This is a genomic window from Pseudomonas sp. GW823-FHT06B06, from assembly GCF_058795195.1.
Genome location: NZ_JBXAHO010000004.1, coordinates 160,603 through 175,082 on the forward strand (window position 1 = coordinate 160,603; position 14,480 = coordinate 175,082).

13 protein-coding genes are annotated in these 14,480 nt (G+C 59.8%); 10 read left to right on the forward strand and 3 right to left on the reverse strand.

Going from position 1 to position 14,480, the window contains the following annotated elements; translation table 11 throughout:
• Positions 1–226 precede the first annotated feature (226 nt).
• Positions 227–1,117, forward strand: a complete 891-nt coding sequence (gene htpX, locus AC1Q8Q_RS05160; protein ID WP_020796800.1) for a protease HtpX — start codon at positions 227–229, stop codon at positions 1,115–1,117.
• A gap of 188 nt (positions 1,118–1,305) precedes the next feature.
• Here htpX and AC1Q8Q_RS05165 read toward each other — a convergent pair whose 3' ends face one another.
• Positions 1,306–1,962 (reverse strand): thiopurine S-methyltransferase, encoded by a 657-nt coding sequence (locus AC1Q8Q_RS05165; protein ID WP_020796799.1) that lies wholly within the window; start codon positions 1,960–1,962, stop codon positions 1,306–1,308.
• Between the two features lie 102 nt (positions 1,963–2,064).
• On the opposite strand from AC1Q8Q_RS05165, the gene AC1Q8Q_RS05170 reads away from it, so the two are divergent.
• Positions 2,065–2,832: a DODA-type extradiol aromatic ring-opening family dioxygenase gene (locus AC1Q8Q_RS05170; RefSeq protein ID WP_151143103.1), complete on the forward strand. Its 768-nt coding sequence runs from the start codon at positions 2,065–2,067 to the stop codon at positions 2,830–2,832.
• Positions 2,833–2,857: 25 nt separating this feature from the next.
• On the opposite strand, the gene phnR is transcribed toward AC1Q8Q_RS05170, so the two are convergent.
• The gene (phnR, locus tag AC1Q8Q_RS05175; RefSeq protein WP_151143105.1) at positions 2,858–3,571 is read right to left on the reverse strand and encodes a phosphonate utilization transcriptional regulator PhnR; all 714 of its coding nucleotides are present in this window, start codon (positions 3,569–3,571) and stop codon (positions 2,858–2,860) included.
• 350 nt (positions 3,572–3,921) lie between these two features.
• Here phnR and AC1Q8Q_RS05180 point away from each other — a divergent pair, with 350 nt between their 5' ends.
• The 6 genes from AC1Q8Q_RS05180 to AC1Q8Q_RS05205 all read left to right on the forward strand — a co-directional run bounded on the left by AC1Q8Q_RS05180 (position 3,922) and on the right by AC1Q8Q_RS05205 (position 9,223).
• On the forward strand, positions 3,922–4,986 hold the full coding sequence (locus AC1Q8Q_RS05180) for an ABC transporter substrate-binding protein (protein WP_020796796.1): 1,065 nt from the start codon (positions 3,922–3,924) through the stop codon (positions 4,984–4,986).
• Positions 4,987–5,113: 127 nt separating this feature from the next.
• Positions 5,114–5,920, forward strand: a complete 807-nt coding sequence (locus tag AC1Q8Q_RS05185) for an alkaline phosphatase family protein (protein ID WP_151143107.1) — start codon at positions 5,114–5,116, stop codon at positions 5,918–5,920.
• A gap of 5 nt (positions 5,921–5,925) precedes the next feature.
• Positions 5,926–6,762 (forward strand): ABC transporter permease, encoded by an 837-nt coding sequence (locus AC1Q8Q_RS05190; protein ID WP_179057481.1) that lies wholly within the window; start codon positions 5,926–5,928, stop codon positions 6,760–6,762.
• Positions 6,749–7,549: an ABC transporter permease gene (locus tag AC1Q8Q_RS05195; RefSeq protein WP_110749689.1), complete on the forward strand. Its 801-nt coding sequence runs from the start codon at positions 6,749–6,751 to the stop codon at positions 7,547–7,549. The genes AC1Q8Q_RS05190 and AC1Q8Q_RS05195 overlap by 14 nt, the downstream gene beginning before the upstream one ends.
• The gene (locus AC1Q8Q_RS05200) at positions 7,546–8,535 is read left to right on the forward strand and encodes an ABC transporter ATP-binding protein (protein ID WP_168758771.1); all 990 of its coding nucleotides are present in this window, start codon (positions 7,546–7,548) and stop codon (positions 8,533–8,535) included. The genes AC1Q8Q_RS05195 and AC1Q8Q_RS05200 overlap by 4 nt, the downstream gene beginning before the upstream one ends.
• Before the next feature lie 34 nt (positions 8,536–8,569).
• A complete protein-coding gene (locus tag AC1Q8Q_RS05205) occupies positions 8,570–9,223 on the forward strand; it encodes an HAD family hydrolase (RefSeq protein WP_020796791.1) in 654 nt (217 codons plus the stop codon).
• Between the two features lie 122 nt (positions 9,224–9,345).
• On the opposite strand, the gene AC1Q8Q_RS05210 is transcribed toward AC1Q8Q_RS05205, so the two are convergent.
• Positions 9,346–10,308 carry a zinc-binding dehydrogenase gene (locus AC1Q8Q_RS05210; protein WP_492614877.1) on the reverse strand — a complete coding sequence of 321 codons (963 nt, stop codon included), beginning with the start codon at positions 10,306–10,308 and terminating at the stop codon, positions 9,346–9,348.
• A 139-nt stretch (positions 10,309–10,447) separates the two neighbouring features.
• Between AC1Q8Q_RS05210 and AC1Q8Q_RS05215 the strand changes: the two genes are divergently transcribed.
• The gene (locus AC1Q8Q_RS05215; protein ID WP_162276367.1) at positions 10,448–12,529 is read left to right on the forward strand and encodes a carboxy terminal-processing peptidase; all 2,082 of its coding nucleotides are present in this window, start codon (positions 10,448–10,450) and stop codon (positions 12,527–12,529) included.
• A gap of 133 nt (positions 12,530–12,662) precedes the next feature.
• Entirely contained in the window at positions 12,663–14,462 is a 1,800-nt protein-coding gene (locus AC1Q8Q_RS05220) for a bifunctional diguanylate cyclase/phosphodiesterase (RefSeq protein WP_020796788.1), read from the forward strand.
• The last annotated feature ends 18 nt before the right edge of the window (positions 14,463–14,480 follow it).

Genomic DNA, 14,480 nt, shown 5'->3' on the forward strand with positions numbered 1-14,480 from the left:
GCCCGTGCACTGCCCCATTGCCTGGTCACATCGAGCAACGACGGGCACTTTGTTGCCGGTTGGCTGGCAAATCTCTTTGCCATCCCTTGTCGGAAATGCCCTGCAAACAGCTACGCTGTTGCTGTAGGACACAGTTTGAAATAGTCACTCGGTTGAATACCCCGTTGCGGCACCTTATATACCCCGCAGTACGCTACATCTTTAGCTTGAGGAGATTTCTACAACCATGATGCGCATCCTGCTGTTCTTGGCCACTAACCTGGCGGTCGTGCTGATTGCCAGCATCACCCTGAGCCTTTTCGGCTTCAACGGGTTCATGGCGGCCAATGGGGTTGATCTCAACCTCAATCAGCTGCTGATTTTCTGTGCGGTCTTCGGTTTCGCCGGTTCCCTGTTCTCGCTGTTCATCTCCAAGTGGATGGCGAAGATGAGCACCAGCACCCAAATCATCAGCCAGCCACGCACGCGTCACGAGCAATGGCTGCTGCAAACGGTCGAGCAACTGTCCCGCGAAGCCGGGATCAAGATGCCGGAAGTCGGGATCTTCCCGGCCTATGAGGCGAACGCGTTTGCCACCGGCTGGAACAAGAACGACGCACTGGTCGCGGTCAGCCAGGGCCTGCTGGAGCGTTTCTCGCCGGATGAAGTGAAAGCCGTCCTGGCCCACGAAATCGGCCACGTGGCCAATGGCGACATGGTGACCCTGGCCTTGATCCAGGGCGTAGTGAACACCTTCGTGATGTTCTTCGCACGGATCATCGGCAACTTTGTCGACAAGGTGATCTTCAAGAACGAAGAAGGCCAGGGCATTGCCTACTACATAGCCACCATTTTCGCCGAACTGGTCCTGGGTATCCTGGCCAGTGCCATCGTCATGTGGTTCTCGCGCAAGCGCGAATTCCGCGCGGACGAAGCCGGTGCACGCCTGGCCGGTACCAACGCGATGATTGGCGCACTGCAACGCCTGCGCGCGGAACAGGGCCTGCCGGTGCATATGCCTGACACCCTGAATGCCTTCGGCATCAACGGTGGCATCAAACAGGGCTTCGCCCGCATGTTCATGAGCCACCCGCCGCTGGAAGAGCGTATCGACGCACTGGCGCGTCGTCGCGGCTGAACGCTGGCGATATAAACAAGAAGGCCCGCAATGATGCGGGCCTTTTTTTGCCTGCTGATTTATACGGCGCTCATCAGGGCCCCTTCGCGGGCAAGCCCGCTCCCACAGTTGGCCGAGTTATCAAGATGAATGAGGTCTAATGTGGGAGCGGGCTTGCCCGCGAAGGGGCCGGCACTGGCGGCTACAACCTATCGGCTGGAAACCCGATACACCCGCTCTTCAAGCCGCGTAACGCCTGCCTCCAGAAATTTGCCGCTCTCGCTCAACACATCCTGGTCTTCGAGGGTCTTCAGCGTCCACGAAGCACCGAACAACCGCTGCACTTCTTCATCGAGCACGGCAAAAGGCGGCCCCTCCATTTGCGCCTGGTCGTAGTCCAGGGTAATCAACAACCCGTTGGAGCCCTTGGGCAGGATCCGCGTCAAATGAGCTGCATAGCGCTCACGCATTGGCGCGGGCAACGCAATCAATGCGGCTCGATCATAGACGGCCGAGCAGTCGGCGACATCGCCTGGCGTCAGATCGAAGAAATCGCCACACCACAGCTCGATGGAACCTGCGCGATATACCTTGAAAGGTCCTTGTTCATCCACTGCTGGATCAAATTGATGCTCGCTGAAGAAATCCTCGACAGCCTTTTCCGACAGTTCGATCCCCAGCACCTCATGGCCTCGCTGCGCCAGCCACAGCAGGTCCAGGCTCTTGCCGCATAACGGCACCAGTACGCGAGCGCCCTCTTCCAGGCCCAGCGCCGGCCAGAATCGCTGGAGATACGGGTTCACTTGCGGCAAGTGAAAACCGATCTGATTCGATTTCCATTTTTTGTGCCAAAACTCCGGCTGCATAAATAACCCCAAAATTCGATCAAAACACCCTAAAACTTATATTAGATTTAGATCAATGATCTGACAGAAGATGGCTCTATCTTAACTCTCAGGAGCTCATCCATGTTCCCCAGCCTCTACATATCCCATGGTTCGCCAATGCTGGCCCTTGAACCTGGCGCCAGTGGGCCGGCCCTCGCTCGCCTGGCGACAGAGATGCCCAGGCCAGACGCGATCGTGATTGTCTCTGCGCATTGGGAAAGCGATGAACTGCTGGTCGGCGGCAACCCGCAGCCGGACACCTGGCATGACTTCGGCGGTTTTCCACGGGCCCTGTTCGAGGTGCAATACCCGGCCCCCGGCAACCCCGACCTGGCCGCACAGGTGGTCAATATGTTACAGGCCAACGCCCTTCCCGCCCGCATCGACAGCACCCGACCGTTCGACCATGGTGTCTGGGTGCCGCTGTCGTTGATGTATCCGCAGGCCGATATCCCGATTGTTCAGGTTTCACTGCCTACCCGAGGCGGTCCCGCGCTACAGGCCCGCGTTGGCAAGGCCCTGAGCGGCTTGCGTGAACAGGGCGTGCTGTTGATCGGTTCCGGCAGCATTACCCACAACCTGCGAGAGCTGGACTGGCATGCCGGCCCCGAGAGCGTACAACCCTGGGCCAAGGTATTTCGCGACTGGATGATCGACAAGCTGGCGGCCAACGATGAAGCCGCCTTGCACGACTATCGCCGGCAAGCACCGAACGCGGTGCGTAACCATCCCAGCGATGAACATCTGTTGCCGTTGTACTTTGCCCGCGGTGCCGGGGGCCCATTCAGTATTGCCCACCAGGGATTCACCCTGGGCGCGCTGGGCATGGACATCTACCGTTTCGGATAAGGGCCAGAGCCTGCGGCGGCCAGGTTCAAGCCACATCGACCCCCACATGGATCGCATCGTGGCGCCAAAACTCCAGGTCACAATCGATCAGCCGCCCATGCTGATCGTAATTGACCCGGGCGATGCGCAGTCCAGGACTGCCCACCGACACTCGCAAAGCGGCCGCTGCGTCTGCCGACAACGCCGTCGGCACAATTTCGAAGCGCACCCGCCCGTAATGCAGGTCGTAGTGCCGCGCATACAGCTCGGTGATCGACTGATTCAGGTCGAAATCCAGAATGCCAGGAAAATACTGCGGATTGAGATAGTGCTCCACGTACAGCACCAGTCGCCCATCGATGCGCCGCGAACGACAGATCTGAATCACGCTCGACAATGCTGGCAACTGTAACCAGGCGCAGACCGCCGCCGATGCCGGCTGCAATCGCGCCGAAATGACTTCGGTGGACGGCACCCGCCCCTGGGCGCTGACCATGGCGTGAAAGTGGCTGCGCTGCATCAGGTTATAAGCCAGGCGCGGTGGCGACACGAACCAGCCCCGGCGCTCCTCGCGATAGATCTGACCCTGGGCTTCGAGCTGCAGCAAGGCCTCGCGTAGGGTTATGCGCGTGGTCCCAAACAACTCACTGAGCTTGCGTTCGGCTGGCAACTTGCTCCCCGGTGCCAGCAGCCCGTGATCGATCTGCTCCTGAAGCACCTGGCCAATGGCTGTCACCGCTTTTGTTGCCTCATCGCGCATCAACGTTACCTATCTGGACTAGACCAGCACACTTACAGGGCAGAACCGGCGAGATAACCGGCTGTTTAAAGATCCTGCAAGCGTAGGCAATGCAGATGACCGAGAGATGACATAGCCGCCCGACGGTCACCCCAATCGCGTGCAAGACATCGGCCAAGTCCTTGCGTAATGGGCCTTCGCCCATGGTCTACGCTTACCTGGCACCCGCCAATACCGGGCAAGTAAACGTTCATCGGGGCGACGAACGACATCAAAGTGTCATCGAGTCACCCTAGATTGGCTCAGGTATTGCTGACCTAGACCAACACAACCGCAATCGCAGCGTTGAAAACGCCCATAGGAGCTTCGGAATGAAACAGCTTTTCCTGGCATCACTGTTAGGCTCGACCATTGCCATGTGCACCGCCGCCATGGCGGCTGATGATTTGAAAACCCTGGAAGCCGCTGCGAGAGCGGAAGGCGCCGTCAACAGTGTCGGCATGCCCGATGACTGGGCCAACTGGAAAGGCACCTGGGAAGACCTGGCGAAGAACTACGGCCTCAAGCACATGGACACCGACATGAGCTCGGCCCAGGAAATCGCCAAGTTTGCCGCCGAGAAAGACAACGCCAGTGCCGATATAGGCGATGTGGGCGCAGCCTTTGGCCCGATCGCGGTGAAACAGAACGTTACCCAGCCCTACAAGCCATCCACCTGGGACCAGGTCCCGACCTGGGCTAAAGACAAGGACGGTCACTGGGCATTGGCCTACACCGGCACCATCGCCTTTATCGTCAACAAGAAGCTGCTGCACGGCTCCGAAGTACCGACCAAGTGGGCTGACCTCAAAACCGGCAAATACAAGGTATCGATCGGTGACGTTAGCACCGCCGCCCAGGCTGCCAACGGCGTTCTGGCGGCTGCCTATGCCAACGGTGGCGACGAGAAAAACCTGCAACCGGCTCTGGCGCTATTTGCCGACCTCGCTAAACAAGGTCGCCTGTCGATGTCCAACCCGGTCATCGGCGCCATGGAAAAAGGCGAGATCGAAGTCGGCGTGGTCTGGGACTTCAACGGCCTGAGTTACAAGGCCAAGATGGCCAATCCGGATGACTACGTGGTGCTGATCCCGTCCGATGGCTCGGTGATTTCCGGCTACACCACCATCATCAACAAATACGCCAAGAACCCGAACGCCGCCAAGCTGACCCGCGAGTACATCTTCAGCGACGCTGGCCAGATCAACCTGGCCAAGGGTAACGCCCGTCCGATCCGAGCCGAGCACCTGACCCTGCCAGCAGAGGTCCAGGCCAAGCTGCTGCCGAACGAGCAGTACAAGAAAGTCACGCCGATCAAGGATGCGGATGCGTGGGAGAAGACCTCCAAGTCCCTGCCACAGAAGTGGAACGAAGAAGTCATTGTTGAAATGAAGTAATGCTTCATCCGTAGGAGCCGGCTTGCTGGCGATCCAGTCACCGCGGTCTCTTTGAGCATCGCATTGATCCAATCGCCAGCAAGCCGGCTCCTGCGGGTTTGGAGAACACCCACGGAGTTTTGCCCCCATGAAACACAACGTCATCCTTGTCGTGCTCGACGGCCTCAACTACGAGGTCGCCCGTCACGCCATGGGGCACCTGCAGGCCTACGTCGGCGCAGGACGCGCCGCACTCTACAAGCTGGAATGCGAGCTGCCGTCCTTGTCCCGACCGCTCTACGAATGCATCCTCACCGGCGTCACGCCGATCGACAGCGGCATCGTTCACAACAACGTCTCGCGCCTGTCCAACCAGCGCAGCATTTATCACTACGCCACCGCTGCCGGCCTGAAAACCGCCGCCGCGGCCTATCACTGGGTCAGTGAGTTGTATAACCGATCGCCGTTCGTGGCGGCCCGGGATCGCCATACCGACGACCCAAGCCTGCCAATCCAGCACGGGCACTTCTACTGGAACGACCACTACCCCGACTCACACCTGTTCGCCGACGCCGAAAACCTGCGCCTGCGCCACGCACCGAATTTCCTGCTGGTGCACCCGATGAACATCGACGACGCCGGGCACAAGCACGGCCTCGACACCTCGCAATACCGCAACAGCGCGCGCTCGGCGGACATCATCATCGCCGACTACCTGCAAGGCTGGCTCGACGCCGGGTATCAGGTGCTGGTGACCGCTGACCACGGCATGAACAGTGACCGCTCCCATAACGGCTTGCTACCCGAGGAGCGTGAAGTGCCGCTGTTCGTCCTCGGCGACGCCTTCAGTTTCAATGCCGGCGCCACACCCAAGCAAACAGAACTGTGCGGCACCGTGTGCGAATTACTGGGTGTCCCCCACGACAAGCCGATCTGCCGGGAGCTACTCAAGTGAACGCCATGACCCGCGGCAAATGGCTGGCAGCCCTTTGCCTGATACCTTTCGCGCTGTTTTTCTTCGTGTTCCAACTCGCGCCGCTGTTCTGGGTGATGATCAACAGCCTGCAATCGGAAGAGTTCGGCTGGGGCCTGGCCAATTTCACCAAAATCTTCAACTCGAAATTCTACCTGCAGGCGATCCGGTACAGCCTCGAAATCAGTTTCTGGTCCAGCGTGTTCGGCATCATCATTGCCGTACTTGGCGCCTATTCCTTGCGCCGCGTCGACTCCAGGCTGCGTAATTTCGTCAATGCCTTTGCCAACATGACCAGTAACTTCTCCGGGGTACCGTTGGCGTTCGCCTTCATCATTTTGCTGGGCTTCAACGGCAGCTTCACCATCATGCTCAAGCAGGCCGGGATCATTCAGGACTTCAACCTGTACTCGAAAACCGGGCTGATCATTCTCTACACCTACTTCCAGATTCCCCTGGGCGTGTTGCTGCTGTACCCCGCCTTCGATGCGCTGCGCGAAGACTGGCGCGAATCCGCCGCGTTGCTCGGTGCCAACGGCTGGCAGTTCTGGCGCCACATCGGCCTGCCGGTGCTGACTCCGGCCCTGCTCGGCACCTTCGTGATCCTGCTGGCCAACGCCCTCGGCGCCTACGCCACGGTGTACGCCCTGACTACCGGCAACTTCAACGTGCTGACGATCCGGATCGCCGCGATGGTGTCGGGCGATATTTCCCTGGACCCGAACCTGGCCAGTGCCCTGGCCGTGGTGCTGGTGGCATTGATGACCCTGGTGACCATCGTCCATCAACTGCTGTTGAAGAGGAGCTACCATGTCTCGCGCTGAATTGGGGCCTGCCGGCATCTACCATCGGGTGGTGGTCTACCTGCTGTTTGCAATCATGCTGCTGCCGCTGATCGGCACCTTTGTCTATTCGATTTCCAGCAGTTGGTCGGCTACCATTCTACCCAGCGGTTTCAGTATCAAATGGTATGCGCAGCTGTGGAGCGATCCGCGCTTCCTGAGCGCTTTCGGCCAGTCACTGCTGGTTTGTGTCGGTGCGCTGATCCTGGCGGTCGTGCTGATCCTGCCGCTGCTGTTCGTGGTGCATTACCACTTCCCCAAACTCGACGCGCTGATGAACATCCTGATCCTGCTGCCCTTTGCCGTACCGCCCGTGGTGTCATCGGTGGGGCTTTTGCAGCTCTATGGCTCCGGGCCGTTTGCGATGGTCGGCACGCCATGGATCCTGATCGGCTGTTATTTCACCGTAGCGCTGCCGTTCATGTACCGCGCCATCACCAACAACCTGCAAGCAATCAACCTGCGCGACCTGATGGACGCCGCCCAGTTGCTCGGCGCGAGCACCTTCCAGGCTGCATTCCTGGTGGTGCTGCCGAACCTGCGCAAAGGCTTGATGGTGGCGCTGCTGCTGTCGTTCTCGTTCCTGTTCGGTGAGTTCGTGTTCGCTAACATCCTCGTCGGCACTCGCTACGAAACCCTGCAGGTTTATCTCAACAACATGCGCAACAGTAGCGGTCACTTCACCAGTGCGCTGGTGATTTCCTACTTCCTATTTGTGCTGGTCTTGACCTGGATTGCCAATATCTTGAACAGGGACAAAAGCGAATGAGCTATGTCAGCGTCCAACATCTGCAGAAAAACTACTCGGGCACCACAGTATTCAGCGACATCAACTGCGAAATCCAGAAAGGCGAGTTCGTTACCCTGCTGGGCCCGTCCGGTTGCGGCAAGTCCACGTTGCTGCGCTGCATCGCCGGGCTGACATCGGTCGATGGCGGCAAGATCCTGCTCGATGGCGTCGATATCGTGCCGTTAAGCCCGCAAAAACGCGGGATCGGCATGGTGTTCCAGAGTTACGCGCTGTTCCCCAACATGACCGTTGAGCAGAATGTCGCCTTCGGTTTGCGCATGCAGAAAGTCAACCCTGACGACAGCCAGAAGCGTGTCGCAGAAGTATTGAAACTGGTGGAGCTGCAAGATTTTGCCGCCCGTTATCCGCATCAGTTGTCCGGCGGCCAGTGCCAGCGCGTCGCCCTCGCCCGTTCGCTGGTAACCCGGCCCAGGCTGTTGCTGCTGGACGAACCGCTGTCAGCCCTGGATGCGCGGATTCGCAAGCACCTGCGCGAACAAATCCGTCAGATCCAGCGCGAACTGGGCCTGACCACCATCTTCGTCACTCACGATCAGGAAGAAGCGCTGACGATGTCCGACCGTATTTTCCTGATGAACCAGGGAAAGATCGTACAAAGCGGTGACGCTGAAACCCTTTACACCGCACCGGTGGACGTTTTCGCCGCCGGTTTCATCGGCAACTACAATTTGCTGGACGCCGACAGCGCGTCGAAGCTGTTGCAACGGCCGATCAAGCACCGCATCGCCATTCGCCCGGAGGCCATCGAACTGAGCCTCGACGGCGATCTCGACGCCCAGGTGCGCAGCCACAGCCTGCTGGGCAACGTGATTCGCTACCGGATCGAAGCCCGCGGCGTGGAACTGGTGGTGGATGTGCTCAACCGCTCGGCGTCCGACCTGCATCCCGATGGTCAGCGCCTGGCGCTTTCCATCGATCCGACGGCCCTGCGTGAGGTAGCCTGATGCCCTTGCTGAAGTTGAAGAGAGAACTGCACTGATGGCCCTGGCAATTTTTGATCTGGACGAAACCCTGATCCACGGCGACTGCGCCTCGTTGTGGAGCGAACAAATGGTCCGCCTCGGCTGGGTCGACGGCGAATCCTTCCTGCGTCGCGACAAGGAATTGATGGACGCCTACGGCAGGGGGCACCTGGCCATGGAGGACTACATGGCCTTCAGCCTGGAACCCTTGATCGGCCGAACTCCCGCAGAAGTCGAGCACTTGGTCGGCCCTTGGGTGGAAGACTTTATCGAACCGATCATCTTCAGCGACGCCACCAAAACCATCGCCGCCCACCGCAAGGCCGGCGACCGGATCCTGGTGATCTCGGCCTCGGGCGTCCATTTGGTCAAGCCGATTGCCGAACGCCTGGGCATCGATGAAATCCTGGGTATCGAACTGGAAGTGGCACACGGGGCCTATACCGGCAAGACCGTCGGCACCCTGACCTACCGCGAAGGCAAGATCACCCGGTTGCTGGAGTGGCTGGATGCCGAAGAGGAAAACCTGGAAGGCGCGAGTTTCTACTCGGACTCACGCAATGATTTGCCGTTGTTGCTGAAGGTCGATTACCCGCACGTGGTGAACCCCGACCCGGTGTTGCTTGAGCAGGCGCAAAAGGCCGGCTGGCCAATCCACACCTGGAAATAGTACCTCGCCCTGATCATTCCCACGCTCCGCGTGGGAATGCAGCCCGGGACGCAGAGCGTCCCAGAGCCGAACGCGGAGCGTCCGACGAGGCATTCCCACGCAGAGCGTAGGAACGATCGGTATCAGAGCAGGCTTTCGTCAATCACCAACACCAACTTCCCCGCCACCTTGTTACTCGCCAACTCGGCAAACGCCGCTTCGGCGTCCTTGATCGGGAAAGCCTTGGCCAGTTGCGGGCTCAAGCGTTTATCCGCAAACAGCGGCCAGACGTGCTGGCGCAGATCGCTGAACAGATCCGCCTTGAACTGATCATCGCGGCTGCGCAGGGTCGAGCCCAGCAACTGCACACGCTTGGCCAGCACCTGCGCCAGGTCGAGCGTGGCCTCGCGGCCGCCCATCAGGCCGATCAGCACCCAGCGGCCATCAGTCGCCATCAGTTTCAGGTTCAGCGCTGCGTAGTTACCGCCCACCGGATCGAGGACGACGTCGAATGGCCCCAAGTCGCGCAGGCTGTCCAGTTCGTCAGTGCGCACCACACCGCCCTGGGCGCCGAGCGCTTCGCAATAGGCCAGGCGCTCAGCAGAGCCGACACTGACCCAGCACGGATTGCCGAATGCCTTGCACAGCTGAATGGCAGCTGAACCGATTCCACTCGCTCCGGCGTGCAACAGCACTTTTTCACCGGGCTTGAGTTGCGCAAGCTGAAACAAGTTCAACCAGACGGTTGCGTAGACTTCCGGCAACGCGGCCGCTTCCGCCAACGACATTTCGTCGGGAACCGGCAACACGTGCCGCCCGTCGACCACCACCTCCTGGGCCATCCCGCCCCCGGCCAGCAAGGCGCAAACCCGATCGCCCACCTGCCAGGACGACCCCGGCCCGACCTCGCTGATCACCCCCGAACACTCTAGACCAAGCACTTGGCTGGCACCCGGCGGTGGCGGATAAAGACCGGCCTTCTGCAACAAGTCGGCACGATTGAGACCCGCTGCCGCCACTTGAATACGAACTTGCCCTACATCACACGCAGGACTGGGCTCTTCAACCCACACCACTTGACCGTCAACGCCTTGCAATGCTTTCACAGTGCCTCCATAGTGAGTCTGGACTGAGCCCGAAGCTTGTAGCACCGGGCTTTTTGCATTATGCGACCGGCCCATGTGGAACCGGCGACTTCAAAGACGGCCTAATATGCGTTATCAATTGTCCCCGCGTCGAATCAACATGAAGCGTTTGTTCCCCAGCACTGCCCTCGCCCTTTTCATCGGTATCGGCCTGCTGCCGATGTCCGGCAATACTTTCGCAGCCAACAGCTGGGACAAGCTTCAGCCCGACCGTGACGAAGTCATCGCCAGTCTGAACGTCGTGGAGTTGCTCAAGCGCCACCACTACAGCAAGCCGCCGCTCGATGACGCGCGCTCGGTGATCATCTACGACAGCTACCTGAAATTGCTCGACCCGTCGCGCAGCTACTTCATGGCCAGCGACATCGCCGAATTCGACAAGTGGAAGACCCAGTTCGACGACTTCCTCAAGAGCGGCGACCTCAACGCCGGGTTCACCATCTACAAGCGCTACCTGGACCGCGTCAAATCGCGCCTGGACTTTGCCCTTGCCGAGCTGAACAAAGGCGTCGACAAGATCGACTTCACCAGCAAGGAAACCTTGCTGATCGACCGCAAGGATGCCCCTTGGCTCAAATCCACCGCGGAACTCGACGACCTGTGGCGCAAACGCGTCAAGGACGAAGTGCTGCGGCAGAAGATCGCCGGCAAGGATTCCAAGCAAATCCAGGAAACCCTGACCAAGCGCTACAAGAACCAGCTGGCGCGCCTGGACCAGACCCGCGCGGAAGACATCTTCCAGGCGTACATCAACACCTTCGCCATGTCCTACGACCCGCACACCAACTATCTGTCGCCGGATAACGCGGAAAACTTCGACATCAACATGAGCCTGTCCCTAGAGGGCATCGGCGCCGTATTGCAGAGCGATAACGATCAAGTCAAGGTCGTGCGCCTGGTGCCTGCGGGCCCGGCGGACAAGACCAAGCAAGTCGCACCGGCCGACAAGATCATCGGCGTTGCCCAGGGCAACAAAGAGATGGTAGACGTGGTCGGCTGGCGCCTGGACGAAGTGGTCAAGCTGATCCGCGGCCCCAAAGGCACCATCGTGCGCCTGGAAGTGATTCCGGCCAGCAATGCACCGAACGACCAGACCAGCAAGATCGTGCCGATCACTCGCGAAGCGGTTAAGCTCGAAGACCAGGCGGTGAAGAAGTCGGTGCTCAATCTCAAGCAGGATGGCAAGGACTACAAGCTCGGCGTCATCGAGATCCCGGCTTTCTACCTGGACTTCAAGGCGTTCCGTGCCGGCGATCCGGATTACAAGAGCACCACCCGCGACGTCAAGAAGCTGCTGACCGAGTTGCAAAAGGACAAGGTTGACGGCGTGGTCATCGACCTGCGCAACAACGGCGGTGGCTCCTTGCAGGAAGCCACCGAGCTGACCAGCCTGTTCATCGACAAAGGTCCGACCGTACTCGTGCGTAACGCCGATGGCCGTGTCGACGTCCTGGAAGATGAAAACCCGGGCGCCTTCTACAAAGGCCCGATGGCGTTGCTGGTCAACCGCCTGTCCGCCTCGGCTTCGGAAATTTTCGCTGGCGCCATGCAGGACTACCACCGCGCACTGATCATCGGCGGCCAGACCTTCGGCAAAGGCACCGTGCAGACCATCCAGCCGCTGAACCATGGTGAGCTCAAGCTGACCCTGGCCAAGTTCTACCGGGTTTCCGGACAGAGCACCCAGCATCAGGGCGTACTGCCGGACATCGATTACCCGTCGATCATCGATACCAAGGAAATCGGCGAAAGCGCGCTGCCCGAAGCCATGCCGTGGGACACCATCCGTGCGGCGATCAAGCCTGCGGTCGACCCGTTCAAACCGTACATCACCCAGCTCAAGTCCGAGCATGACGTACGCACGGCCAAGGACGCGGAGTTCGTGTTCATCCGTGACAAACTGGCCCTGGCGCAAAAACTGATGACGGAAAAAACCGTCAGCCTCAATGAGGCCGAGCGTCGTGCCCAGCACGCCGATATCGAAGCCAAGCAGCTTGCCATGGAGAATATCCGCCGCAAGGCCAAGGGCGAAGAGCCGCTCAAGGAGCTGAAGAAAGAAGACGAAGACGCTATCGCGGCCGAGGACGACAAGACCAAGCCGGAAGACGACGCCTACCTGAGCGAGACCGGGCGCATCCTGCTGGATTACTTGAAGCTCAATACAGCGGTAGCCAAGCACTAAGCTGATGGCAATTTAATGCTGACGCTCCCCGGAGCGTCATCAAATAGTCATCATTCTGTCGTGAAATAACGGACCGGTAGCGCCTCTTTTAACCAAGAGCACGCCCGGTCCTTTTTTTTCGCCAGAGATCGCCATGACCACAACCGAACAGCTGAGTGCCTTGAGTTCAATCCTGGCTCAAAGCGGTTTGCACAGCCTGTTCCAACCCATCATCAGCCTCTCCGAGCGACGCATCCTGGGCTACGAAGCCCTGAGCCGCGGCCCCTCCAATAGTCCGTTGCACTCTCCTGTCGCCCTGTTCGCCGTCGCCCGCCAGGCGGGTCGCCTCAGCGAACTGGAAATCGCCTGCCGACAGAGCGCGTGCCGGCGCTTCAACGAACAACAGCTACCCGGCAAACTGTTCCTCAACGTCTCCCCGGAATCCTTGCTCGAAGCCGCCCACCAGCCCGGTCGCACCTTGCAGTTGCTGCAGGATTTCGGCATTAAACCGAACCAGGTGGTCATCGAACTCACCGAGCAGACCCCCACCGACGACTTCCAGCTGCTGCACACCGCCCTGCATCATTACCGGGCCATGGGGTTTTCCATTGCGCTGGACGATCTGGGCGCGGGTTACTCCAGCTTGCGCCTGTGGTCCGAACTACGTCCCGACTACGTGAAGATCGACCGACATTTCATCGACGGCATTCACCTGGATGCCCTCAAGCGCGAGTTCGTTGGCTCGATCCTGCAAATTGCCAACGCCTCGCGGGCACAGGTGATCGCCGAAGGCATCGAATTGCCGGAAGAACTGGCGGTACTGACCGAAATGGGCGTCGACCTGGTCCAGGGCTATCTTCTCTGCCGGCCACAGGAACATCCACCGCGCGATGCCCGCACCTTGATGCCCAGGCGCGACAGCAGCGCCGTGGCGCTGGGCGAAGACGGCAGCGACCTGAGTGCCCTGCTCAACGACCAGCCCGCGGTGGCCCGCCACACCCCGACCGCCACCGTGCTCGAAGCCTTCCGTCGCCAGGCCAACCTGAACTCGCTGGCGGTGCTGGATGAACAAGGCCAGCCTTGCGGTATCGTCCATCGCCATTCGCTTTCGGATGCCCTGCTCAAGCCGTTTGCCACCGACCTGTTCGCCCGCAAACCGATCAGCCGCCTGATGAGCGACGACTTCCTCGCCGTCGAGCTGGGCCAGTCGCTGCAGCAAGTCAGCCGGTTGATCACCAGCCGCGCCCGGCAACGCATCGAAGAAGACTTCATCATCACCCTCGATGGCAATTACCTGGGCCTGGGCCGGGTGATCGACGTGCTCAAGCTGATCACCGAACTGAAAATCCAGCAAGCGCGCTACGCCAACCCCCTGACCCTGCTGCCGGGCAACGTACCCATCCAGCAATGCCTGACCCGCCTGCTGCAACAGCAACGCGAATCGCTGATCTGCTACGTGGACATCGACAGCTTCAAACCCTTCAACGACATCTACGGCTACGGCCGTGGCGATGAAGTGCTGTTGTGCCTGGCGCAATGCCTGAATGATCGCATCGATCCGTCCCGAGATTTCGTCGGCCACATTGGCGGCGATGACTTCCTGCTGGTGCTGGGCCCGGACGACTGGCGCAAGCGCTTGAACCAACTGCTGGAGGACTTCCAGGGTCAGTGCCGACGTTTCTACCGCAGCGAACACCTGGAAGCCGGCTGCTTCATCGCCCCCAACCGCCAGGGCACGCGCCAGGAATTCCCATTGTTGTCACTGTCGGTCGGCGTGGTGCATCTACACCCACAGGCCTGCGCACATCTCGATGCCAGCCGGTTGGCGGAAATGGCCTCGCAGGCCAAGCATCACGCCAAGGATGTGCCGGGGTATAGCGTGCATGTGATGGATAGCCTGGAGGGGACGGGGCGAGGGAGTGAATGGTTGATGGCGCCATCGCACTCCACTTGACCAGCCGTCTGCAGTTGA

What these genes read in the sequence shown, in the direction of transcription:
- AC1Q8Q_RS05220 (WP_020796788.1), top strand. Translation starts at nt 12,663, where the DNA reads ATGACCACAACCGAACAGCTGAGTGCCTTGAGTTCAATCCTGGCTCAA.
- AC1Q8Q_RS05170 (WP_151143103.1), top strand. Translation starts at nt 2,065, where the DNA reads ATGTTCCCCAGCCTCTACATATCCCATGGTTCGCCAATGCTGGCCCTT.
- AC1Q8Q_RS05205 (WP_020796791.1), top strand. Translation starts at nt 8,570, where the DNA reads ATGGCCCTGGCAATTTTTGATCTGGACGAAACCCTGATCCACGGCGAC.
- AC1Q8Q_RS05190 (WP_179057481.1), top strand. Translation starts at nt 5,926, where the DNA reads ATGACCCGCGGCAAATGGCTGGCAGCCCTTTGCCTGATACCTTTCGCG.
- AC1Q8Q_RS05195 (WP_110749689.1), top strand. Translation starts at nt 6,749, where the DNA reads ATGTCTCGCGCTGAATTGGGGCCTGCCGGCATCTACCATCGGGTGGTG.
- AC1Q8Q_RS05165 (WP_020796799.1), bottom strand. Translation starts at nt 1,962, where the DNA reads ATGCAGCCGGAGTTTTGGCACAAAAAATGGAAATCGAATCAGATCGGT.
- htpX (WP_020796800.1), top strand. Translation starts at nt 227, where the DNA reads ATGATGCGCATCCTGCTGTTCTTGGCCACTAACCTGGCGGTCGTGCTG.
- AC1Q8Q_RS05215 (WP_162276367.1), top strand. Translation starts at nt 10,448, where the DNA reads ATGAAGCGTTTGTTCCCCAGCACTGCCCTCGCCCTTTTCATCGGTATC.
- AC1Q8Q_RS05180 (WP_020796796.1), top strand. Translation starts at nt 3,922, where the DNA reads ATGAAACAGCTTTTCCTGGCATCACTGTTAGGCTCGACCATTGCCATG.
- AC1Q8Q_RS05200 (WP_168758771.1), top strand. Translation starts at nt 7,546, where the DNA reads ATGAGCTATGTCAGCGTCCAACATCTGCAGAAAAACTACTCGGGCACC.
- phnR (WP_151143105.1), bottom strand. Translation starts at nt 3,571, where the DNA reads ATGCGCGATGAGGCAACAAAAGCGGTGACAGCCATTGGCCAGGTGCTT.
- AC1Q8Q_RS05185 (WP_151143107.1), top strand. Translation starts at nt 5,114, where the DNA reads ATGAAACACAACGTCATCCTTGTCGTGCTCGACGGCCTCAACTACGAG.